Here is a 21,825-nt window from a genome sequence, read left to right as displayed (position 1 = left end):
CGCGACGATCAGGCGGGGACGAACTGTGGCCGGGGTCTTCGTCGGGGATGTCGGTCCGGGTCGATCCAGGTGGGCGGGATGAACTCGGGGAGTCCGTCGCGGAGGCGGACGATCCAGTCGGTGTGGTGGACGAGGCGATGGCACGTTCGGCAGAGCATGACGCAGTTGCCGAGCGCGGTTTCCCCGCCGTTTTCCCACGGGATGAGGTGGTGGATCTCGCACCAGGATGGCGGTCGGCCGCAGCGGGCGCAGCCCCGGTCCCGGGCAGCCACCGCGCGACGCAACCCGTCGGGGATGGTGCGGCGGGCGCGGCCGACGTCGAGGGGCTGCCCGGCGCCGTTCATCACGATCGGCACCACGGCGGCGTCGCAGGCCAGCATGCGTAGCGCCTCGGGGGAGAGCCGTCCGCCGAAGTCGAGCATGGCGGCACGGGCGCGGCATTCCAGGTCGTCCAGCCCGATGATGACGTTCAGGTGCGGACGGCGGCCGCCTGAATCGGGGACCTCGCCGTGGTCGAGCACATACCCGCACACCTCGGCCAGCGCCTCGGCCTGCCGCTGGGCTGCGCTGCGCTCGTCATCGTTGGTGCGCGGCGCAGCCATGGTGTCGATGAGCGTGGCGATCGCGTCGTAGAGCGCAGCGTTGTCGAAGCGGCCTTTCAACGATCCGCCGGGGCGACGGCGGTGCGGCAGCAAGTGCAGCTCGTTGATCTCCGCAGGTGGGCGCTCGTCGGGCTCCGGTCCGTCGGCGTCGAGTTTTTCGATCAGCTCGGCGCCCCAGGTCTGCAACTCGCTCGGCGTGTACTCGGTGGCCTTCTCCGCAAGCGTGGCCTCGGCGCCGGCCCAGATCGCAGGGGACAGTCGCCGAGCGGCGGGCGAGTCGAGCAATTTCGCGATGACCTCGACGTGGCGTAGCCGGGCGCGGCCGGCGTCGAACACCGCCGCGGTGGCTGCCAGTCGAGGTGGGAGTTCGGTGCCGTCGAGGCTGATTCGGGAGCACACACCGTCCGCGGCGTCGACCCGGCGACGTGCTTCGAACCGTTCCCAGCCGAGCAGGTCGCTGAGGGCGCCTGCGGTGGATTTGTAGCCGCGCTCCGCGAACGCACCGCGCCGTTGCAGGGTGGAGATGGTGGACACGGTGAGGTGGTCCAGCCGCCGATTCAGGCGTTCGCAGACGGTGAGTACGGACAGCAGTTCGGCGTCGGTGGCGCCGGCATCCGCGGCCGCCGTCAGCGCGTCGATGGCCTCGGCGAGGAGGCGGTGCGCGGTGGCGACCGGGCTGCCGGACATGCTATCGATTCTACTCGAACCGATGTTCGATTGAATGCTCTTTGTCGCTGGTAGAGGGCCACTCGTCGCCAAGGCCGGCGAGCGGGAGGCGCGGGACGCGAATGGCCCCCGACGACGGTGGTCGAGGCGTCAGGAGAAGGTCCACCTCGTGGCGCCGTGGGGTTCTGCGCTGGCCACGCCGACGGCGGTCCGCGGCGTGAAGTGGTAGAGGTGCCACGGGGGCGGCCCTGCGCTGGGCGCGCTGAACGGCGCTGTGAGGCCGCCCTCCCCGTCGGACTCGGCGGGCCAGCCTTCCGCGGCATAGTGCGCGGCGAGCTGTGTGATGGTCCCGTTGTCGGTGACGCGGTGGGCCTCGCCTTCCAGCACCAGGTCGATGCCCGGGAGGCGGATGGAGATCGTGCAGGCCGGGTTGGCGACCAGGTTGCGGGACTTGCGGGTGCCCGGCCCGCTCGTGAAGTAGATCTCACCGTCATGCCATGCGGCACCGATGCCGGCGGCGTGAGGGCGGCCGTCTGGGCTCGCGGTGCCGAGGAAAACCGGCGTCTCCATCTTGGTCAGGCTCTCCGGCAGGAGGTCCCGTGGCCTGCTCCACGGCAGTGGCTCCGAACCGTAGATGTCGAGGTTGGTGACTGCGGTGGGCTCGTGTTCGCTCATGGGGGTTGGACCACGGCGACGGGCCGAACTCATCGCCGCCGATCAGCTCTGTTCGATCGCGTAGAAGGTGACCCGCCCGCCGTCGTCGGCACCCTTGGCCGAGTCGGCCTGCTGGTAGTCGCCCACCTGGAAGCGCACGGTCTGGCCGTGGAACGCGGCCGGCACCTGGGCGGTGGCCTGCTGGGTGTTGCCGTCGTGGCTCGCGCTGATCGTCATCGAGCCGTCGCCCGCGTCGGTGATGGTGACGTCGAAGCGATCGTTCAGCGGCACCCCGGTGAGGAGGGAGAAGGACTGCTTCTCGTCCCCTTTGTGCTGCTGCTTGACGACCGCCCGGATCTCCCCGTCCCGGTAGTGCAGCATCACGTACGGCGCGGAGATGATGTCGCCGGCGCCGTGGATCTGGCCGACGATGATGTCCTTCGAGTCCTCCGGCACCTGGTTCACCGCGAGTGAGGCCGTGAGGGTGTGCTCGCCGTCGGTGCCGGCGGAGAACTCGGTGAGGCTGTTCAGCTCGGTGCGCGGGTGTTCGGAGTTCTTGGTGGTGGAACCTTCGGCGGGCGCCCAGAACGAAAGGCTGCCGTCGGGGCCTGCGGTCAGCCACGGCTCCGTGAGCGCCGCGGGCTCGACGATCGCGGCGTTGCCGCTCTTGCCCTCGGTGGGGAGCGTGAGCTTCCAGCCCTCGAGGTCGATCGACGTGCCGCTGCCACCACCGCCTCCACCGGTCGGCGGTTCCGGCCTGAGCACGCCCAGTACCAGCCACAACAGCCCGCCGCCGACAACGAGGGCTCCCACGAGTATGGCCAACGCCCGGCGGTTGGGCGTGCGGTGATCTGTTCGGAGGGCCATGTCGGCGAGCGTACGGACGCGTTCTTGAACCCCCGCTGAGTTCACACCGTCGGGCGGCGATACTCGATGACCATGAGCGCTCTGCAGAACAAGGTCTGCCTGGTCACGGGTGCCGGTAGCGGCATCGGCGCTGCCACCGCGGTCGCGCTGGCCGCCGAGGGCGCGGTGACCGTGCTCGTCGGGCGGCGCCGCGCGTTGCTCGACGACGTCGCGGCCACGATCGCCGCGGCGGGCGGCACCGCGCACGTCGAGCCGGCCGCCGTCGACGATCCGGCACAGATGACCGCGCTCGTAGACGGTGTGCGCGAGCGCATGGGACCGGTGGACGTTCTGGTCAACGTGGCCGGGGTCTCGTCGAAGGTGCGCAACGCCCAGTGGCTCTCCGACGACGAGTGGGACCACGTGCTGCGGGTCAACCTGAGCGGGGTGTTCGCCCTGACCCGGGCCGTGCTGCCGGACATGCTCGCGCGCGGGGCCGGCACCGTGATCACCGTCTCGTCGATCGCGGCGGTGCGGCCGAGCCCGCTCAGCGGCCCTGCCTACGGCGCCGCGAAGGCAGGCGTGGCGAACTTCATGGACTACCTCAACGCCACGTACCGGGGCGATGGCATCCGGGCCACCACGATCCTGCCCGGTGAGGTCGACACCCCGATACTGGACAACCGCCCGAAGGTCCCGTCGGAGCGGGAACGCGCCACCATGCTGCTCCCGGAGGACGTCGCCGCGGCCGTGCTGCTCGCCGCTTCACTGCCGCAGCGTGCTGTGATCGAGGAGCTGCTCATCAACCCCACACACCAGCGCGACCTCTCCGACGACGTCGAGACCGCGCGGTGGGCGGGCGCGCCGGAAGGTCGCGTTTCGGGGCGATGAGCGGGGGTATCCCTTCGTCCGATCGGTGTGGGGTGAGGGAAATGATCGGCGCGGACGACGGTATGCATTGTGGCCGTCCGGCGGTCGCGCCATCATGACCAGAGTGCCTCGATGCATGATCGTCGATGACTCCGAGCAGTTCCTCGCGGTAGCTCGGAAATACCTCAGCCGTGACGGACTCGAAGTCGTGGCCACCGCGACCTCGCAGCGGGAGGCATTGGAGAAGGCCGAAGAGGTGCAGCCGGACATCGTGCTGGTCGACATCAACCTCGGCGACGAGAGCGGCGTCGAGCTCACCCACCTCCTCATCGACAGATTCCCGCACCTCCGGTCCCGCATCGTCCTGATCTCGACCATGGATCACGATGACGTCGCGGACCTGGTCTCGGACACTCCCGCGGCAGGCTTCATCCCGAAGAACGTCCTCTCCGCTCGCGCGGTGGGCGAGCTGGTGGCATAGCGGGCCATCACCTGGCGTGCGGCGGCCGTTCCCCCGAGTGGGCGTACGTCTCCTGCTGCCGTCCAGCCCCGTTTGCCTTAACCTTGTCCCCCCAGGTCTTCGGCGATGGAGCCAGCCATGCGACACGTCGTCACGATCTCCGCCAGCTACGGTGCCGGGGGCGCGTTCATCGGCCCGGCGGTCGCCGAGAAGCTCGGCGTGCCCTTCCTCGACCGGGCGATACCCGTCGCAGTGGCGGACGATCTCCGGATCCCGGTCGAGGACGCATTGAGTCGCGACGAGCAGGTGCAGGGCTGGCTCACGCGCGTGCTGTCGGCCGCGGCGCCCGCGTCGGCGGACTGGATGATCGGTGTGACGCCGCCGCCCGGTGCGCTGCTGCCCGACGCGCATTTCAACGCCTGCACCGAGCGCGCCATCCGTGCGGGCATCCGCGAGCACGGCGGGGTGATCCTCGGCCGCGCGGCCGCGATCGTGCTGCGCGATCACGCCACCGCGCTGCACGTACGGCTGCACGGCGACCCGGACCGCAGGGTCCGGCAGGCGATGGAACTGCTCGGGGTCAGCGAGCGGGAGGCACGGGATGCGATGACCCGCAACGACAGCGCCCGCACCGCCTACGTCCGGCACTACTACCGCACCGATCCCGCTGGCGCCGAGCACTACCACCTGGTGCTGGACAGCACGCGGATCCCCATCGAAGACTGCACCGAGCTCATCGTCAAGGCAGCGAGAGCCCGCAGCCGGGTCCACGCCGAGCCGGCCTGACGGTGCCCGCGTTCACCGCAGCAACGGCACGACAACGCTCCACGCGCGCGGATCGCGCGGCGATGAGGGCCTGAGCCTGGTCGGCGACGTCCTCTGGTGTGTGCCGGTTGCCGCGCGCCCGGCGCGCCTGTTCGGCGGTGGCCGCGCCCATGATCCGAAGTATCGGTTGCTCATGGTTGTGCCGGCAGCCATGAGCACCCGCTACTCGGGATCTTCCCGTGCATGATCCGGAGTTTCGGTTGCTCATGGTTGTGGGGGCAGCCGTGGACAACCGGTAGTTCGGATCATGCCCGCGGCCGGTTGAGTGGCCGGGGTGGCGCGATCGTGTCGGTCCGTCGGGTCGGGGCTGGTCGGGCGGCTGCCGGTGGGCGCGCCGTTCCCGGCCCGGGCCGCCCGGCGCCCGGCCCGTGATCCGGGCTTCGGCGGTGGTTCCTCCGGTTCACCTTGACCCGTCGCCTTGTGGGGGTGGCTGGGTTGGGTGCACTACCGAACCCTGGGGTTGCTCGGGCGGCCGTTCCCGACTGGGGGGCACGCCCGTTCTCGACGAGACCACCGCGGGTTGGGTGCCGCGCAACCGGCTGTGGTCCCGACCCTCCACACCCCAGCCCTGCTCCCGAATGATCGAGGCCAACGACCCCTGGGCGGGGCCACGGCCAGGTCCATGATCAGCAGGAACGGGACGTCAGCCGCAGGGGGTGCGGCCCAGGTCTCGATTCCGCTGATCACGCCCCAGAATCCCGGGGCGCCAGTGGGCGAGAACGGGACCACAGCCAGTCGCGTGGCACCCAAGCCGCAGTGGTCTCGTCCGGGACGGGCGTGCCCCCGCGTCGGGGACGGCCGCCCGCGCAACCACATGATTCGGTAGTGCACCCAACCCAGCCACCCCCACGAGGCGACGCGGTCGAGGTGAACCGGCGAGAACACGCCGGCAGCCCTCGGCTGGTGGGTGAGGCCCGGGGCTACCCGGGGCCGGGAACGGCGCGCCCATGAAAGTGTCCGGCACCCGGCCGCACCCCCGGAGGCCAGCCGGCGGCCCGACCGGGCTCTGTGCCGCCTGGCGCGCTCGTTCTCGGCTGGCGCACCCGGTCGACGGGGTGTTTCGGCTGCGACGGGGTGCGTCGCCCGACACGGGTTGCGCCGGCGCCGGCGACTCCGCCGTGCCGAGCGGCCGCCCGAGCACGGAGATCAGAAATGATCACGAAGCCGGACTGCAGTACTGGGAGTGTCCTGGCCGGTCAGGTGACCGGCTGGCCCGGGTGCAGTCCGAGCCAGCCGGGGCTGGGGGCGCCCTGGACCTCGCCGAAGTACAGCGCGAAGCTCTGCCGCCAGCGCTCGACCTCTGCGCGGTCGGACATGAACTCGACGAACTCGTCGACGTGGGCGCTCTGGTACTCCCAGATCGGCTTCAGCCCGCCGGCCGGGACGACGTCGGTGCGCACCGACCAGCCGTTGAACGCGGCCTTCTGCACGTCCGTTGAGATCTGCCAGTTCAGGTAGAGCTTCGCGGCAGCGGGGTGCGCGGCGCCCGCGAGGACGGCCGCTCGCTGGCCCCACGCAAGGAACGGGGTGTCGTCGGTGGCCACCCATCGGGTGGTGGAGCCCGGCGCCGGGTTCAGCGTCCCCGCACCGCCGATGCCGATGGCCTTCTGCCGCGCGGCCACCGCGGCGGCCGGCGTGTTGGTGCCCCGTTCGAACTGGACGCCCTGCGTGGCGAGCCTCGCCACCCAGTCCCAGCCGTACTCGTGCACGTACTGCCGGTACAGGAACAGGACGGCGTCGTCGTCCTGCGGGTACGACGACGCGATCTTCCCCTTCCACCGGGGGTCGACCAGGTCGAGCGGGGAGGAGGGGGCCGCGGTGCCGACGCTCGCGCTGTCGTACATGAAGCTGAAGGCGATCACCGCGATCGCCAGCCACGTGCCGTCGGGATCCCGGAACGTCTCGTGCAGGGCGGCGAATCCGGCGGGCTTGTACGGCAGCAGCAGTCCTTCCTCCTTCCAGGAGGGGAAGTCCTGCAGCGTCTGCAGCTGCACCACGTCCGGGATCAGCGTGCCGGTCGCGATCTGGTTGTCGACGCGCACGTCGTGGAACTTGCTGTAGTCGACCACCATCGTCAGCGTCATGCGTGGGAAGCGGGACAGGAACGCCTGCCGGGTGGCGTCCTGCTGGCTCGCGGTGTCCCCGCCCGCGTAGACCACGAGCCGGCCGCCCTCCGCCATCGCATCGGCGTAGAGCTGGTCGAGCGTCTTCGTCTCCTCGGGCACGTCCGGGGTGGCCTGGGACGTCGGTGCGCTGGTCACGGGCTTGGTGCACGCGGCGAGCGACGTGCCGATCGCGGCCGCGCCGGCCGCCCCGAGTACCTGCCGCCTGCTGAACGTGGTCATCCCGGTCCTCTCCACCCGCCGGGCGACGGTACGTCGCGGCCGGGCGGGCGGAGGGCGTCGAGCACTCCGTCGAGCCGGGAAATCAGCCGATCGGGGTCATCGGGTGGCGGCGACCTCGCTCGCCGCCGCGAGCGGTTGCCCGGGAGGCGCGTTCGGCGGTTCCGCCGCGCGGCGAGCGGACAGCAGGGCCACGCCGATCGAGGTGACCAGCCCGCCCGCCACCCCGATGGCGAGGGTGAGGGGGGTGGTGCCGAAGGGCTCGCCGAGTACGAGCATGCCCATCGCTCCCGCCGTGAACGGGTCGAGGAGCGTGAGCACCGCGAGAGGCGCGCCCAGCCCGCCGTCGCGGTAGGCGTGCTGCGCGAGCACCGTGCCGAGGCAGACCACGACGACGCCGATCGCGATCCGCTGCGCTTCGATCTGGCCGAGCAACAGCGTCTTCGCCGTGGCCGAGGTGAAACCGAAGCACACCGCCGCGGCCGTTGCGTAGGCGATTGCCGCACCCCGCCGCTGGTTCCGGGCGCCGAGCACCATCGCCCCGGCCAGCGCGACCGCGACGATCGCCGCCAGCACCGCGGCGATCTGCCAGTACCCCGTGACGCCCTCGATCCGGACTCCGGTGCTTGAGGCATCGTGGGGGACAGCGGCGAATACCGCGGGCAATCCGGCGACGACGCACGTCGCGCCCGCCCATGACCGGGCCGGGACGGGTCCCTGCCCCAGCCGCGAACCGATCAGCAGGGCGATGACCAGCGTCGACACCCCGATCGGCTGCACGACCACCAGCGGCCCCGCGCCGACGGCAGCGAGGTGGAACAGTGCGCCGACGATCGTCGCCGCGATGGCGGCCCACCAGCCGCGGCGGCGGACGAGGCGCGCGACGAGGGCCAGCCCGCCCGCCTGTTGTTGCCGCGACGCCTCCCGCTCCTGCAGCACGGCCGACAGCGCATAGCAGACCGCCGAGGCCACGGCGAGTACGACGGCCATCTGCAGGTGCACGCCGCAACAGTACGAGCAACGCGATCGGTGGTAGCGGCGGATACAGCCAGTGACGGTCCGCGGCCGCTCGGGTCCCGCCGATCAGAGGTCGAGGACGAGCCGGCCGCACCTCGCCCGGGACACACAGATCATCATCGTCTCTCCCGCGTCGCGTTCGTCGTCGGTGAGCACGACGTCGCGGTGCTCGACCTCGCCCTCCAGCACGGTCGTCTCGCAGGTGCCGCAGGTCCCCTCCGTGCAGGACGACAGCACGGGGATCCCCGCGTTCTCGACGGCCTCGAGGATCGACAGGTGCGCGGGCACGCTCATCGTGAGCCCCGAGGCCGCGAGCTCCACCTCGAACGCGGCGTCGTCCTCGGACGGGGTGACCACGTTGGTGAACCGCTCGACGTGGAGGCAGCCCGCCGGCCAGAGCCGGCACCGCTCCTCGACGGCATCGATGAGGCCCGCCGGGCCGCAGCAGTAGACCAGCGTGGACTCCGCAGGGCTGCCGAGGAGCGTCGCGAGGTCCAGCATCCCGAGCTGGTCCACCGGCCGGATCGTCACGTGGTCGCCGTAGCCGTCGAGCTCGTCGAGGAAGGCCATCGAGGCGCGTTCGCGCCCGCCGTAGTGCAGCTCCCAGCCCGCGCCGGACGCGTGCACCTGGCTGATCATCGGCAGCAGCGGCGTGATCCCGATCCCGCCCGCGATGAACAGGTAGCGCGGCGAGTCCAGGAGCGGGAAGTGGTTGCGCGGCCCGCGGGCCGTGAGCGTGGTGCCCTCGTCGGCGTGATCGTGGATCCACCGGGACCCGCCGCGGCCCTCCGGCTCACGGAGAACCCCGATCCGCCACGACTTGTCGTTCTCGACCGATCCGCACAGGGAGTACTGGCGGACGAGGCCGTCCGGCAGCACGAGGTCGATGTGCGCCCCCGGCCCCCATGACGGGACGGGCTCGCCCGACGGCAGCCCCAGCTCGAGCGACACCACGCCGTCCGACTCGGCCCGGCGGGCCAGGACCACGACCTCACCCTCGAACGGATCCGCCACGTCGATCCTCTCCTTCCGGTCGTCGATCCGAACGGTAAGGAGCACCCGGCGGCGAGGTAATTCGCGAATGACGGGTCCACGGCGGCCGGCCGTCCCTGCGCGACTACGCCAATCGTCGCGAAACCGATCGGACGCACCGGAATGCGGTGTTCGTGCTAGCAAAACGAAGCATTCGTCGTGGATGTAAGTTGCCGCGAATTCTGGCCGGGAACAGGGGCTGACAGTGGTTGATCGTTCGAGGACTCGGCGCCGTGCGACGGGGATCAGCGTGGACGCACTCGTCGGCCGCGAAGGCGCCGCGCCGATCGCGGCCGGACGCCGGGCGCACCGTCGCCGGTCCCTTCGGCGGCCACGGCTGCTGGCCGCGTGCGCCGTGATGTCGGCCGCCGCGGCGGGCGCTTCGGCGCTCGTGCTGATGCCCGACGACGTCCCGCCGCTGCCGCGCCCGGCGCCAGGAGAGCAGGCGCCTGCCCACCAGATCGTCCCGCCACCCGCGGCCACACCCGCGCCCGCGGAACCGCAGGTCGTGAGGGCCGAGCAGATCGCCGCGCTTCCGGGCACCGCCGCGGCGGCCCCCATCCCGCCGCGCACGACCCGCGCGCCGACCCCGACAAGCCGGTCCCAGCCGACGCGCAGCCCTGAACGGGCGCCGTCGTCGCGGAGCCAGGATCTCGAGGTGGCGGAGGAGGTCGACGAGGTGGCGGAGGAGGTCGACGAGGTGGCGGAGGAGGTCGACGAGGTGGCGGCCCGGCTCACGAAGGGGACGCCGGACCTGCGAGGCGTGAAGGTACGCGACCGCGGATCGGAATCACGCCGGCGCGGTCCGAAAGGCGACCCGAGAGAGGAGTAACACCATCCGATCCTTCTACGCAGACACATCGTGATCCGTGACTTCGTGGCCCAGCCGTACCCGCTGTTCGCGATCGTCGTGGTGGCCGGCCGCGTCGAGCCCCACATCGGCAGGGTCGTCGGGTGGGAGCGGGTCGAGGAGGGGTCGGTGGGCCTCCTCGCTCCGGTCCTCACCCTTGGCGCGCGGACCTTCGTGCCGGGCGTGGCGGATCACGTCGCCTACGAGGACTCACGCGAGGAGGCCGAGCGGCGCGCCTCCGTGTTCGCCACCGCGGGCCGGCAGGCCGACGAACAGCGTCCGGACGAGCTGCCGCTGCAGCGGGCGCAGTCGCCGTCGCTGCGTGATCGTTAGCACCGGTTTCGGGGCTGGTGGATGCCGCCACGACCGTGAGACCCGGCTACGCCGTGATCGTGACGAGGGCGCGGTGGAGGGCCGAGTCGTCGGCGGGGAGCTCGCTCCAGCGGGCGCCGATGTGGCCGTCCGGCCGGACGAGCAGCGCTCCGTGCGGACCGAGGCCCCATGGGGCGGGGTGCTCGTCGGGCAGGGGCTGCACGTGCAGCGGCCACGGCGCGGCGATCTGCTTCTCCCACGAGGTGGGGTTCGGCGTGAGCACGGTGAACCACTCTCCGAGCGCGTCGAGGGTGGAGCGTGCGGGCGTGAGCCAGAGGTGGGGCATGCGGTGGCCCGGCTCCGGGGTGGGGACGTAGTCCGTGCCGGGGTCGGCGTCGGAGCCGTATGCCACGCCGAGGACGAGCCCGAGCTGGGCGAAGTACCGTTCCGACCACGGCAGTTCGATCTCGGTCGACGCGGCGTGCCCGTTCCGGAGCTGCTCCTGGCGCCGCTGTGGCGCCTGGACCATCAGCCGGGAGTTCGCCACCGCTTGCTGGAGGGTTCGATGGGCGACGGCCAGTCGTTCCGTCTCGTAGGTCTCCAGCAGGCCCGGTCCGGCCCATCCCCGCAGAACACCCGCCAGCTTCCAGCACAGGTTGTGCACGTCGGCGATGCCGGCGTTCATGCCGAGCCCGCCCGCGGGCGGAATCGCGTGCGCGGCGTCACCGGCGAGGAAGACGCGGCCATCGCGGAAGCGGTCGGCGACGACCGCGTTCACCGGCCAGTGCTGGACCCGCACCACGTCGACGCGCACGTCGACGGACCCGATGGCGCGCGAGACGAGGCCGGGCCAGTCGGCTTGCGCCGCGTCCTCGGGCGTGGGGGCGAGCCAGGCCCAGCCCCCTTCGGGATAGAGCGGGAGTAAGGACCCGTGCGCGGTGGCGTAGACGCCCGCGGGCTGGTCGGCGCTCCAGCGGGCGAGGTCGGCGTCGAACACGACGGTGGTGAACGCCCCCAGCGATCCGGGGCCGGTGGTGCCGATGCCAAGTCGGTGCCGGGCGGTCGAGTTCGCCCCGTCCGCGGCGAGCACGTAGCGGGCCCGTACGCGGGTCTCGGTGCCGCCGCGGCGGTCGAGGAGGGAGGCCACCACGCACTCGGCATCCTCGGCCATGTCGACCAGCTCCACCCCGAACCGCACCGGCGTGTCCGCCGCGCGGAGCAGGGTGGGCTCCAGCCGATCCTGTGACGTGAGCGCGCCGATCACGGGGCTCTCGATGATCGGCGCGTCGATCCCGATCATCGCGGCCGATGCGAAGTCGCGGTCCTGCAGGGTGTCCCGGAACCGGATGCGCCCGTGTTCCGGCGCGAACGCGCGAGCGGCGACGGCCTCCGCGAGCCCGAGCTGCCGGAGGATCTCCATCGAGCGCACGTTGACCAGGCGCGAGCGGGGGAACGGGGACAGCTCGACGTGCTTCTCGACGAGCACCGTCCGCACGCCCCAGCGCTCCAGGAGCGCCCGGGCGGTGAGCCCGACCGGGCCACCGCCGACGATCAGGACGTCCACCTCTGCAACGGTCATGGCGTCCACTCTGCGAACCGGCCGTCTCACGGCTGCTTCACCGGCGCTTCACCCGCCCGCGGCGCCGGGTGAGCATGACCAGCGGCACCAGGCGCGAACGGGATCCCGAACGACAGCACGACCTGCCCGGGTCGACGTAAGCGATCGCCGCGACGAAGGCTGGCCCGAGGAGCATCAGCCGACCACGGGCCAGTCCTGCTCGCAGCACGGCGGCGTCTAGCAGGTCGGGAGCGCCTCCAGCACGGGAGCGGGAACCACCAGGTCGGCGCGGGACCGCGTGGCCTCGACCAGCCGCGCGTTCGGCTCGTCCACCGCGGCCACCCACGCCCGCGCCGTGTCCGGTTCCTTGCCGAACGCGACGTGCCTTGCGATCAGCTGGTCGAGGCGCACGTCGGGGCGCGGGTCGCAGAACCACACCTCGTCGAGCTGTGCCGCCACCTCCGGCCAGCGGCCCGACTCGACGAGCAGGTAGTTGCCCTCGGTGAGCACGAGGCGGGCGGCGCGGGGGATCGCGATCGCGCCTGCGAGCGGTTGCTCCAGGTCCCGCTCGAAGGCCGGCGCGTAGATCACATCCTCCGCGTCGGCCCGGATCCGGCGCAGCAGGGCGACGTAGCCGCCGACGTCGAACGTGTCGGGGGCACCCTTCGCGTCCAGGCGCCCGATTGCGCGCAGCGCGACGTCGGCGAGGTGGAACCCGTCCATCGGGACGTGCGCCACCCGCCCGGGGTCCAGCTCGCGCAGGAGCGCCTCGACCAGCGTCGACTTGCCGGCGCCAGGGCTGCCGGTGATTCCGAGGACGGCTCGGCCCGGGCCGGAAGCGAGCGCGGCGGCCCGTACGACGAGATCGGAGAGCGTCACCGGGGTCGGCCGGCCGCGAGCTGCCCCGCGATGAACGACCGGGCGTGGGCGGCGAGGTCGGCCCCGTCGGACCACAGGTTCCGCCACACCGCCAGGTCGCTCGACAGGCCCGGCGAGACCACGGCGGAGGAGAACGACTCGAACGTGATCGGGCCGGTGTACTCGACGTCGGCGAGCGCGTGGAAGAACGCGCCGAAGTCGAGGTGGCCGGAGCCGAGGTAGCCGCGGTGGTTCTCGCCGATGTGCACGTAGCCGAGCCGGTCGCCCACCTCGTACACCGGGCGGACGAGGTCGTCCTCCTCGATGTTCATGTGGTAGGTGTCCAGGTGGATCATGACGTTGTCGGCGCTGATGTCGTCGGCGAGCCGCAGCGCGTCGTGGGCCGTGTTGATCACGTTGGTCTCGTAGCGGTTGCAGATCTCCAGCCCGAGCGTCATGCCGTGGCCCGCGGCCTCGGCGGCCAACTCGCGCAGCACCCGCACCACGTTGGCCCGGCCGCCCTCGGACAGGGGAGCGGAGTACTTGCCGAGCGCGCTGTAGAGCGCCCCGGTGAGGATCGTCCCGCCGAGCTCGCGGGTGGTCGTCAGCGAGTCGGCGAGCAGCTGCGCGCCGCGGTCGACGACCGCGGGATCGGTGCTCGAGACGTCGGCGTCGAACGCGAGCCCGCGCGAGCACGCGATGCCGAGTCCCGCGGCCCCGAGCTCGGCTCGTGCGGCCGCCGTGTCGAGCTGCTTCGCGTCGTGGAGCGAGAGCTCCAGCAGGTCGTAGCCGGCCGCCTTGGTGCGGGCCACCGCCTCGCTCACATCGGCCGGCCCGGTGCCGCCGACCCATACCAGTGCGTGCACGCCGATCGGGTTGGTCACAGGGGAGATCCTTTCAAATCAGGCGGCGAGCGCGCAGGTGACCAGCGAGACGATCTCCTCGACGCTCATATGAGCACACCCGTGCACAGTTTGACGAGATTCCTTGACCGCGGGATGGCGCAGGCCAACAATCCAGGCCTGTGACCGCCCTCGGCGCGACGACGCTGTCGTCATTCGATCCGGCCGTCGCGGTCCCGTCGTACGACCGCACGGCCGTCCGCGCCGGGATCGTCCACTTCGGCGTCGGTGCGTTCCACCGCGCCCATCAGGCGATGTACCTCGATCGCCTGATGAACGAGGGCAAGGCGCTGGACTGGGGCATCTGCGGCGTCGGCGTGCTGCCCGGCGACCGGAGGATGAAGGACGCGCTCGAGGCGCAGGACCACCTCTACACGCTGGTGATCAAGCACGCGGACGGGACGTTCGAGCCGCGGGTCGTCGGATCGATCGTGGACTACCTCTTCGCGCCGGACGACCCGGACGCGGTGATCGAGAAGCTGGCGGACGAGGGCACGCGGATCGTCTCGCTGACCGTCACCGAGGGCGGCTACAACTTCAACGCCGTCACCGGCGAGTTCGACGCCACCAACCCCGACGTCGTGCACGACCTGCAGCCCGGCGCGGCGCCGCGGACCACCTTCGGGCTCATCATCGAAGGGCTGGTCCGGCGCCGCGAGCGCGGCCTACCGGCCTTCACGGTGCTGTCCTGCGACAACATCCAGGGCAACGGGGACGCGGCGCGCAAGAGCTTCGGTGCGTTCGCGACGCTGCGCGATCCCGAGCTCGGCACGTGGGTGCGGGACAACGTCGCGTTCCCCAACTGCATGGTCGACCGCATCACGCCGGTCACCACCGACGACGACCGCGCCGAGATCGACAGGCGGTTCGGTGTGGAGGACCGCTGGCCGGTCGTCTGCGAGCCGTTCACCCAGTGGGTGCTCGAGGACCGGTTCCCACTCGGCCGCCCCCCGTTCGAGGACGTGGGCGTGCAGGTGGTCGCCGACGTCGAGCCCTACGAGCTGATGAAGCTGCGGCTGCTCAACGCCAGCCACCAGGCGCTGTGCTACTTCGGGTACCTCGCCGGCTACCGGCTCGTGCACGACGCGTGCCAGGACCCCCTGTTCGCGAACTTCCTGCTCGCCTACATGGACCGCGAAGCAACCCCCACGCTCGAACCGGTCCCGGGGGTCGACCTCGGGGACTACAAGCCGAACCTGATCGCGCGGTTCTCCAACGCACACGTCCGCGACACCGTCGCGCGGCTGTGCGCCGAGAGCTCCGACCGCATCCCGAAGTGGCTGCTGCCGGTGATCCGGCACAACCTGGCCCACGGCGGCGACATCACCCGGTCCGCGGCCGTGGTCGCGAGCTGGGCCCGCTACGCGGAGGGCGTCGACGAGAACGGGCAGCCGATCGAGGTCGTCGACCGCCTCGCCGGCCGGCTCACGGACGCCGCGCGACGCCAGCGCGACGACCGGCTGGCATTCCTCGCCGACCGCGAGGTGTTCGGCGACCTGATCGACGACGAGCGGTTCACCAGCGTTTACCGCCGGCACCTCGACTCGCTCTATGAGATCGGTGCACGGGCGACGCTGGAGAAGCTGGTGTGACCGACGGCGCGACCGCGACAGCGTTCCGCGCTCGATCTCGTGCGTGATCAGGTCGACGTCATCGGTCTTCGCCGCGTCGGTCGGACGCACGGTGTCGACTTGATCATGTAGGGCGCGGGTTGGGTACGTGTCGATCAGGTGGCGACCACGTGCCCGGCACGGGCGCCCGTGGCGTCGACCGCTCCTACGCTCCCAACTAGTGATCAACTAGTCGGTCAATGCGATTCCGGTCGATCTGCTGTCGGACTCCATCGCAATGACTGCTGCATGCTCACGATCGTCGATCACGGATGGAGAATCGAATGCCTGAAATCGTGCCCGCTCGAGTCGGTCGCAGGGTTGGCGCCGAGGTCACCGTGTCAATGGACGGATACAGTGGTGTCGGACCCGACGATGACATGAGCTGGGCAATGGAGCACATCGCGAGCAGTCATAGCGAGATCTACTACGAGGGGATCTGGCGGGGCGTTAGTACCGCGATCCTGGGCCGGACGAACTGGGAGGGCTTCACGTCCGTGTGGCCGGCGATCACGAACGATCAGAGCAGCTCAGCCCGCACTCGTGATCTCGGGAACTGGCTCGCCACGGTGGAGAAGGTCGTCTTCTCGACGACCCTGGAGCAGGAAGACCTGGAGAAGTCGGAGTGGACCAATGCGCGGATCTCGCGCGATGTCGAAACCGAGGTCGGTGCGCTCAAGAGCCGACCCGGGCGGGACATCCTCGTCCTGAACAGCGCCAGCATCATTCAAACCCTGCTGCGGGCCGATCTGATCGATGACCTCTACTTGACCGTGGTGCCGTCGACCCTGGGCGGCGGGCGTCGAGTGCTCCCTGACGACTACGCATCGAAATGGCAACTCGCCACCGCGACGGCCTTTCCGTCATCCGGAGCGGTCGCACTCCATTACCAGCGCCCCTGAGCTGAGCTCCGACCTCGATCGATGAGCCCGTCGCGTTCCGCGGAACGCTCTCCTGGGTCAGGACGCGCCGGTCAGCCGCGCGAGGACGAGCGCGAGCGGCGCCCACGTCGCGCGCCCCCGCGCCACGACGGCGTGTGCTCGCAGCCGGAGCGCGGGTTCGCGGAGCGGGAGCACCCGGACCTCCGGCCGGGTGGCCCGATGCTCGGGGAGCATGCCCACCCCGAGCCCGCCCGCGATGAGGTCGTCCACCAGGTCGAGGCTGTCGGCGCGATGGGACAGCCGTGGTGTGAAGCCCGCCAGCGCGGCCAGTACCGCCACGGCCTCCTCGTCGGCGGTGTTGCGCGAGTTCACGATCCAGTCGTGGCCGGCGTACCGGCGGAACACGGCCACCGCGCCGCCGGGTGGGTCCGGGTCGTGGCCGGGTACGCCGAGGCCCCACGGCACGCTCCACAGCGGGGTGACCTCCACCCGCTGGTCGAACGTGCGCGGGGCCAGGTCGTAGTCGTAGAGCAGGGCGAGGTCGACGGCGTCGTCGGCCAGCATCGCGAGCGACTCCGCGGGCTCGTGCTCGGCGCACACCAGCCGCACCTGCGGGTGCGACGCGGCCAGGTCGGGGAGCAGCGGCAGCAGTGATCGGCGGATGGCGGTCGCGAACCCGGCGACCCGGATCGTGCCGGCCGGTTCCGCGTCCGGATCGAGGTCACGCCGGGCGGCCTCGACCGCGGCGAGGATCGTGACGCCGTGGTCGGCGAGCCGGCGCCCGGCGGGCGTCAGGCGGACCCGCCGCCCGACCGGTTCGACGAGCGGCGCTCCCACCTCCTGCGCGAGCGCGGCGATCTGCTGCGACACCGTCGAGGTCGTGACACCGAGCACCTCGGCGACCTCACGCATCGAGCCGAGCCGGGCGAGCTCCACGAGGAAGTCGAGGCGACGCGTTTCCATTCATGAATCCTGAACGATATGTGCAGGAAAGTCACGTGGACACGAACGGTGTGGGTCGCCTTGACTGGAGTCATGACCCCGTCCCGCACCGGCGCCGCGCTCGCGGTCCTCGCGATGATCTGCGTCCAGCTCGGACTCGCCGTGTCCGTCGGGCTGATCGGCCGGCTCGGCACCGAGGGCACGGCATGGCTGCGGCTGGCGTGGGCCGGGCTGATCCTGCTGGTACTGGTGCGGCCGCGGCCGTCCGCGTTCAGCAGGCGAGGGCTGGTCGCCGCCGTCCTGCTCGGGATCGTGACGGCCGGGCTCACCCTGTTCTTCATGGCCGCGGTCGCCCGCATACCGCTCGGCGCGGCCAGCGCGCTGGAGTTCCTCGGCCCGCTCGGCGTCGCGGTGGCCCGCGGCCGGGGGCGGGCGAGGGCATGGGCGGTGGTCGCGGCGGCGGGCGTCGTCCTGCTGACCGAGCCCTGGCACGGCGGCACCGATCCGGTCGGCGTGGCGTACGCGCTGGCCGCGGCCGCGTGCTGGGCCGCGTACATCCTGCTCACCCAGCGGGTCGGCGACGAGGTGGCCGGGCTGCGCGGGCTGGCCGTGTCGATGCCCGTGGCCGGGCTGGCGGCGACCGCGGTGGTCGGTGTGTCCGGTGGGGCCGATGTGATCGGACACCTCACCGGCGACGTGCTCCTGCTCGGGCTCGGCCTTGCGATCCTGCTGCCCGTGGTGCCCTTCAGCCTCGAGGTCCTCGCGCTGCGCAGGCTGACCACCGCCGCGTTCGGCGTGCTGATGGCCCTCGAACCGGCGATCGCGCTCGTGGTCGGCGTGTTCGTGCTGGGCCAGCTACCCGGCTGGTGGGCCGTCGCCGGGATCGCTCTCGTGGTCGCGGCCGGTGTCGGGGCCGAGCGCGCAGGCGCCCGGCCCGGCACCGCGGAGCCGGCTCAGACCTCGGACGCCGCCCGCCGCGGGAGCACCCAACCCGGCCGCACGTAGTGGCAGGTGTAGCCGTAGGGGTGCTTCTGGAGGTAGTCCTGGTGCTCCTCCTCCGCCTCCCAGAAGTCGCCCGCGGGCTCCACCTCCGTGACGACCTTGCCGGGCCACAGGCCGGACGCCTCGACGTCGGCGATCGTGTCGCGGGCGACGCGCTCCTGCTCGTCGCTCGTGTAGAAGATCGCCGACCGGTAGCTGCGCCCGACGTCGTTGCCCTGGCGGTCCTTTGTGGTCGGGTCGTGGATCTGGAAGAAGAACTCCAGGATCTCGCGGTAGGTGATGACGTCGGGGTCGAAGTCGATCTCGACGGCCTCGGCGTGGTCACCGTGGTTGCGGTAGGTGGCGTTCGGCGTGTCGCCGCCGGAGTAGCCGACGCGGGTGGAGAGGACGCCCGGTCGTGCACGCAGGAGTTCCTGCGCTCCCCAGAAGCAGCCGCCCGCCAGGATCGCGCGCTCGGTCGCCATCGTGTTCGCCTCCTCGAAGCAGATCTCACACCCTGACCCTGCTCAACGGGTGCGCGCGGACCACTGTTCCCGGTGGCGGATGGAGCCGCAATCGAACCGGCGCGGCGACAAATCCGAGGCGGCGGGCGGCAGCCATGATCCATGATGGTCGCCGCCACCATCGACACGGGAAGGTTCCCAGCGTGCAGCCCGTCCGCACCGTCACCCCGGCCGCGTTGCCGGAGGTACTGCTGACCGTGGCTGTCGTGCGCCCGGTCTTCCTGTGGGGGGCGCCGGGCATCGGCAAGTCGTCGATGGTCCGGCAGTTCGCGGCATCGCTGGGGCTCGAGTGCGTCTCGCTGCTCGGCACCCAGCTGGCACCGGAGGACCTCATCGGCGTTCCGCAGATCATCGACGGGCGCAGCCGGTTCTGCCCACCGGAACAGATCGCGAGAGACCGGCCGTACTGCCTTTTCCTGGATGAGCTGAACGCGGCGTCCCCGGACGTGCAGAAGGCGTTCTACTCGTTGATCCTGGACCGCAGGATCGGTTCCTACGAACTCCCGGCCGGCTCGGTCGTCATCGGAGCCGGCAACCGCGCCACGGATCAGGCACTGGCGCGCCCCATGGCATCCGCGCTGGTGAACCGGCTCGTGCACATCCATCTGATCGCGTCGCCGACGGACTGGCTCGCCTGGGCGGTGACCAACGGAATCCACCCGTGGGTCGTGGAGTACCTCACGCAGCGGCCCGACCATCTCTGGACCGCGCCGCCGAAGACCGAGGAGCCGTTCTCGACGCCGCGGTCGTGGCACATGTTCTCCGATGTGCTCACGTCCTGCGGCGACGGGATCACCGAGGACAACATCGCGCTCATGGCGTACGCCACCCTGACGAAGAGTCACGCGGCGGCGTTCTGCGCCTATCGCAAGGCCGCCCGGCACGCGTTCGACTTCGAGGCGATCGTGAAGGGCGACGCGCGCTGGCCCGCCGATCCGTCCGATCGTGATCTCCTCTTCTTCCTGGCGGAGACCTTCCGAGCGCGGCTCGTGAAGGAGCTCCCGGCCGAGAAGCGCTTCGCGTCGCCCGCCGCGACGCGGTTCGCGTTCCGGGCGAAGTCGCTGCTGGTCGAGCTGGCGGAGATCTCGTTGGAGATCGCACAGCTCGTGATCGCCGAGGGCGAGGACGGCGGCGCGCTGCCCGCGTGGTTCATGGTCGAGGCCGCCCGCGACATGCCCCGGCTCGTCGCGGTGCGCTCGGGCACGTGAGCGCACGCCGCGCGGCCCAGGAGACGAAGCGCCGCGAGCGCAGGCGGGCCGCGATCGTCGCGGGATGGGGCGCGGTCACGGACAACCTCGTCCTGCGCAACTTGTGCGGCCGGTCGGCACCGGACGAGACGGACGTGGTCCTGCCGCGCGAAGCATGGGCCGTGGTCGACTCGCTCGGCACGATCACGCCGAACCACGAGATCGACGGCGCGACGGCCGATGGGTGGGCGTGGGTGTTCGCCCACCTCCTGCTGCACCTCGGGCTGGGGCACCTCGACCGTGACCGCCTGGTGGAGGCGGATGCGTTGCTACCGGACAACACGATCGACCCGGTGTACGCGGCGGCCTGCTGCGTAGCCGTCAACCGGCTCTCCGACGTGATCCGGGTCGGACAACCGCTGGGCTGGATTCCCGAGCTACCACCGGGTGACGAGCTGGAGCTGACGCGGCACTGGCGGGAGGAGGGGGTGCCACCGCAGCTGCGCGAGTGCGGAACAGCCGGCCGAGGTCCGTGCATCCGGTACGCCCCTCCCTCGCCGTACGCCACGCTCGAGCCGTGGACGGATCGCTTCGCGAGAGGGCTCACCCACGCGGCCTCCACCGCCATGGAACAGGCCGCGGAGGGACATGGCCGGGTGGTGCACAAGCGTGCGCTGCGCGAGTGGGACCGCGCGCTGGCCTGGTTCGTCTCGTCCTACCCGCTGCTCGGCGCGGTCGCGGCAGGGCTGACGATCGTCGACGACCCCGAGATCGCGAGGGCGTGGGACATCGCGGTTGCGGCCGTCAGCCCGGAGCACGGCGAGGTGTACGTCAACCCGCACGTGCAGCTCTCACCGGAGGAGTGGCGCTTCGTGCTGGCCCACGAGATGTTGCACGCCGCGCTGCGCCACGACCGGCGCGTCGACGGCAGGGACCCGTACCTGTGGAACGTGGCCTGTGACTTCGTGATCAACGGGTGGCTCGTCGCGATGTCCGTCGGGCAGCTTCCCGAGGGCACCCTGTACGACCAGCGGCTCGCCGGCCTGTCGGCGGAGTCGGTGTACGACACCCTCGGCATCGACCTGCGCAGGGCGCGGCGCCTGCGGACACCGGGCGGGCGGTCCGCAGGCGACGTGCTGGGCGACTGGCTCTCCCGGCCGGATGCCGACCACCGCCGCCAGTCGCGCCGGGGCGCGTCGACCCCGCTCCCGTGGGAGCGGGACGACCGCACCGAGGCCGTCGACCTCGACGAGTTCTACCGGCGGGCCCTGACCTCCGGCCTCGAGTACCACCGCGCGAACGGGCGCGGGCTCGTGGCTGCGGGTCTGGAGCAGGAGATCCGCGCGCTGGAGCATCCGCCGCTGCCGTGGGACGCGCAGCTGGCGCGCTGGTTCGACGAGCACGTGCACGCGCCGGAGACGCGTCGCAGCTACGCCCGCGCCTCGCGGCGTCAGTCGGCGACCCCCGAGATCCCGCGGCCGGGCGTGCTGCGGCCACTGGAACTGGTGCCGCGCGCGACCTTCGGCGTGGTGCTGGACACGTCGGGGTCGATGAACGCACAGCTGCTCGGCAAGGCGCTGGGCGCGGTCGCGTCCTACGCGACGGCTCGGGACGTACCGGCGGTGCGTGTGGTCTTCTGCGACGCCGTCGCATACGACGCGGGATACCTGCCGACAGCCGACATCGCGGGGCGGGTCACCGTGCGCGGACGCGGCGGGACGGTCCTGCAGCCGGGGATCACGCTGCTCCAAGGAGCCGCCGACTTCCCGCCGGCCGCTCCGATCCTCGTGATCACCGATGCGCGTTGTGACGTCGTGCGGATCCGCCGGGAGCATGCCTTCCTGGTGCCGGAAGGAGCGCGGCTCCCCTTCACCCCGCGTGGACCGGTCTTCCGCGTCCGCTGACG

General features: G+C 71.4%; 21 protein-coding genes. 10 read left to right on the top strand and 11 right to left on the bottom strand.

Translation table 11 applies throughout. The annotated features are described in order from the left end of the window. Positions 1–8 precede the first annotated feature (8 nt). The 3 genes from K1T35_RS37900 to K1T35_RS37890 are packed head-to-tail and all read right to left on the bottom strand — an operon-like array spanning position 9 to position 2,789. Entirely contained in the window at positions 9–1,361 is a 1,353-nt protein-coding gene (locus tag K1T35_RS37900; protein WP_220256523.1) for an HNH endonuclease signature motif containing protein, read from the bottom strand. 57 nt (positions 1,362–1,418) lie between these two features. After that, positions 1,419–1,943, bottom strand: coding sequence for a pyridoxamine 5'-phosphate oxidase family protein (locus K1T35_RS37895; protein ID WP_220256522.1), 525 nt, complete (start codon positions 1,941–1,943; stop codon positions 1,419–1,421). Positions 1,944–1,985: 42 nt separating this feature from the next. Next, positions 1,986–2,789, bottom strand: coding sequence for a polysaccharide lyase family 7 protein (locus K1T35_RS37890; RefSeq protein ID WP_220256521.1), 804 nt, complete (start codon positions 2,787–2,789; stop codon positions 1,986–1,988). A gap of 72 nt (positions 2,790–2,861) precedes the next feature. Here K1T35_RS37890 and K1T35_RS37885 point away from each other — a divergent pair, with 72 nt between their 5' ends. The 3 genes from K1T35_RS37885 (at position 2,862) to K1T35_RS37875 (ending at position 4,884) form a co-directional block, all read left to right on the top strand. Further along, positions 2,862–3,659, top strand: a complete 798-nt coding sequence (locus K1T35_RS37885; RefSeq protein WP_220256520.1) for an SDR family oxidoreductase — start codon at positions 2,862–2,864, stop codon at positions 3,657–3,659. A 115-nt stretch (positions 3,660–3,774) separates the two neighbouring features. After that, positions 3,775–4,119, top strand: a complete 345-nt coding sequence (locus tag K1T35_RS37880) for a response regulator transcription factor (protein WP_220256519.1) — start codon at positions 3,775–3,777, stop codon at positions 4,117–4,119. 117 nt (positions 4,120–4,236) lie between these two features. Further along, a complete protein-coding gene (locus K1T35_RS37875; protein WP_220256518.1) occupies positions 4,237–4,884 on the top strand; it encodes an AAA family ATPase in 648 nt (215 codons plus the stop codon). 1,235 nt (positions 4,885–6,119) lie between these two features. On the opposite strand, the gene K1T35_RS37870 is transcribed toward K1T35_RS37875, so the two are convergent. The 3 genes from K1T35_RS37870 to K1T35_RS49455 form a co-directional block, all read right to left on the bottom strand. Continuing rightward, a complete protein-coding gene (locus K1T35_RS37870) occupies positions 6,120–7,283 on the bottom strand; it encodes an ABC transporter substrate-binding protein (RefSeq protein WP_255621169.1) in 1,164 nt (387 codons plus the stop codon). A gap of 81 nt (positions 7,284–7,364) precedes the next feature. Beyond that, on the bottom strand, positions 7,365–8,267 hold the full coding sequence (locus K1T35_RS37865) for a DMT family transporter (protein ID WP_220256517.1): 903 nt from the start codon (positions 8,265–8,267) through the stop codon (positions 7,365–7,367). A gap of 81 nt (positions 8,268–8,348) precedes the next feature. Continuing rightward, positions 8,349–9,296, bottom strand: coding sequence for a PDR/VanB family oxidoreductase (locus tag K1T35_RS49455; RefSeq protein ID WP_255621167.1), 948 nt, complete (start codon positions 9,294–9,296; stop codon positions 8,349–8,351). Positions 9,297–9,564: 268 nt separating this feature from the next. On the opposite strand from K1T35_RS49455, the gene K1T35_RS49450 reads away from it, so the two are divergent. Together K1T35_RS49450 and K1T35_RS37855 are read left to right on the top strand one after the other, a co-directional pair. Then, a complete protein-coding gene (locus K1T35_RS49450; protein ID WP_255621166.1) occupies positions 9,565–10,146 on the top strand; it encodes a hypothetical protein in 582 nt (193 codons plus the stop codon). 30 nt (positions 10,147–10,176) lie between these two features. Continuing rightward, the gene (locus K1T35_RS37855; protein WP_220256516.1) at positions 10,177–10,497 is read left to right on the top strand and encodes a hypothetical protein; all 321 of its coding nucleotides are present in this window, start codon (positions 10,177–10,179) and stop codon (positions 10,495–10,497) included. Positions 10,498–10,543: 46 nt separating this feature from the next. Here the strand turns inward: K1T35_RS37855 and K1T35_RS37850 are convergent, their stop codons facing one another. The 3 genes from K1T35_RS37850 to K1T35_RS37840 all read right to left on the bottom strand — a co-directional run bounded on the left by K1T35_RS37850 (position 10,544) and on the right by K1T35_RS37840 (position 13,776). After that, the gene (locus K1T35_RS37850) at positions 10,544–12,055 is read right to left on the bottom strand and encodes an FAD-dependent monooxygenase (protein ID WP_220256515.1); all 1,512 of its coding nucleotides are present in this window, start codon (positions 12,053–12,055) and stop codon (positions 10,544–10,546) included. Positions 12,056–12,271: 216 nt separating this feature from the next. Continuing rightward, positions 12,272–12,913 carry a nucleoside/nucleotide kinase family protein gene (locus tag K1T35_RS37845; protein ID WP_220256514.1) on the bottom strand — a complete coding sequence of 214 codons (642 nt, stop codon included), beginning with the start codon at positions 12,911–12,913 and terminating at the stop codon, positions 12,272–12,274. Then, a complete protein-coding gene (locus K1T35_RS37840) occupies positions 12,910–13,776 on the bottom strand; it encodes a sugar phosphate isomerase/epimerase (protein ID WP_255621165.1) in 867 nt (288 codons plus the stop codon). The genes K1T35_RS37845 and K1T35_RS37840 overlap by 4 nt, the downstream gene beginning before the upstream one ends. Positions 13,777–13,916: 140 nt before the next feature. On the opposite strand from K1T35_RS37840, the gene K1T35_RS37835 reads away from it, so the two are divergent. Together K1T35_RS37835 and K1T35_RS37830 are read left to right on the top strand one after the other, a co-directional pair. Beyond that, positions 13,917–15,386 carry a mannitol dehydrogenase family protein gene (locus tag K1T35_RS37835; RefSeq protein ID WP_255621164.1) on the top strand — a complete coding sequence of 490 codons (1,470 nt, stop codon included), beginning with the start codon at positions 13,917–13,919 and terminating at the stop codon, positions 15,384–15,386. Positions 15,387–15,688: 302 nt separating this feature from the next. Further along, positions 15,689–16,306, top strand: a complete 618-nt coding sequence (locus tag K1T35_RS37830; protein ID WP_220256513.1) for a dihydrofolate reductase family protein — start codon at positions 15,689–15,691, stop codon at positions 16,304–16,306. Between the two features lie 57 nt (positions 16,307–16,363). Here the strand turns inward: K1T35_RS37830 and K1T35_RS37825 are convergent, their stop codons facing one another. Beyond that, positions 16,364–17,248 (bottom strand): LysR family transcriptional regulator, encoded by an 885-nt coding sequence (locus K1T35_RS37825; protein WP_220256512.1) that lies wholly within the window; start codon positions 17,246–17,248, stop codon positions 16,364–16,366. A 72-nt stretch (positions 17,249–17,320) separates the two neighbouring features. On the opposite strand from K1T35_RS37825, the gene K1T35_RS37820 reads away from it, so the two are divergent. Further along, on the top strand, positions 17,321–18,232 hold the full coding sequence (locus tag K1T35_RS37820) for a DMT family transporter (RefSeq protein ID WP_255621163.1): 912 nt from the start codon (positions 17,321–17,323) through the stop codon (positions 18,230–18,232). Here the strand turns inward: K1T35_RS37820 and msrA are convergent. Further along, positions 18,181–18,693, bottom strand: coding sequence for a peptide-methionine (S)-S-oxide reductase MsrA (gene msrA, locus K1T35_RS37815; protein WP_220256511.1), 513 nt, complete (start codon positions 18,691–18,693; stop codon positions 18,181–18,183). The two genes, K1T35_RS37820 and msrA, sit on opposite strands and share 52 nt — an antisense overlap. A 182-nt stretch (positions 18,694–18,875) precedes the next feature. Here msrA and K1T35_RS37810 point away from each other — a divergent pair, with 182 nt between their 5' ends. Beyond that, positions 18,876–19,940 carry an ATP-binding protein gene (locus K1T35_RS37810; protein WP_255621162.1) on the top strand — a complete coding sequence of 355 codons (1,065 nt, stop codon included), beginning with the start codon at positions 18,876–18,878 and terminating at the stop codon, positions 19,938–19,940. Continuing rightward, positions 19,937–21,823: a hypothetical protein gene (locus K1T35_RS37805; protein WP_220256509.1), complete on the top strand. Its 1,887-nt coding sequence runs from the start codon at positions 19,937–19,939 to the stop codon at positions 21,821–21,823. Before K1T35_RS37810 ends, K1T35_RS37805 begins: the two co-directional genes overlap by 4 nt. Positions 21,824–21,825 lie beyond the last annotated feature (2 nt).

Origin of the sequence: Pseudonocardia sp. DSM 110487, from assembly GCF_019468565.1 — a bacterium.
In the GTDB taxonomy this organism is placed as follows: Bacteria; Actinomycetota; Actinomycetes; order Mycobacteriales; family Pseudonocardiaceae; genus Pseudonocardia.
Note: the sequence above shows the minus strand (reverse complement) of the source record. Positions and strands in the feature narration are given on the sequence as shown.

Bases quoted from the DNA above. Each gene is read 5' to 3' on its own strand.
- K1T35_RS37895 (WP_220256522.1), bottom strand. From the start codon at position 1,943: ATGAGCGAACACGAGCCCACCGCAGTCACCAACCTCGACATCTACGGT.
- K1T35_RS37890 (WP_220256521.1), bottom strand. From the start codon at position 2,789: ATGGCCCTCCGAACAGATCACCGCACGCCCAACCGCCGGGCGTTGGCC.
- K1T35_RS37885 (WP_220256520.1), top strand. From the start codon at position 2,862: ATGAGCGCTCTGCAGAACAAGGTCTGCCTGGTCACGGGTGCCGGTAGC.
- K1T35_RS37880 (WP_220256519.1), top strand. From the start codon at position 3,775: ATGATCGTCGATGACTCCGAGCAGTTCCTCGCGGTAGCTCGGAAATAC.
- K1T35_RS37875 (WP_220256518.1), top strand. From the start codon at position 4,237: ATGCGACACGTCGTCACGATCTCCGCCAGCTACGGTGCCGGGGGCGCG.
- K1T35_RS37850 (WP_220256515.1), bottom strand. From the start codon at position 12,055: ATGACCGTTGCAGAGGTGGACGTCCTGATCGTCGGCGGTGGCCCGGTC.
- K1T35_RS37830 (WP_220256513.1), top strand. From the start codon at position 15,689: ATGCCTGAAATCGTGCCCGCTCGAGTCGGTCGCAGGGTTGGCGCCGAG.
- K1T35_RS37825 (WP_220256512.1), bottom strand. From the start codon at position 17,248: ATGGAAACGCGTCGCCTCGACTTCCTCGTGGAGCTCGCCCGGCTCGGC.
- K1T35_RS37820 (WP_255621163.1), top strand. From the start codon at position 17,321: ATGACCCCGTCCCGCACCGGCGCCGCGCTCGCGGTCCTCGCGATGATC.
- msrA (WP_220256511.1), bottom strand. From the start codon at position 18,693: ATGGCGACCGAGCGCGCGATCCTGGCGGGCGGCTGCTTCTGGGGAGCG.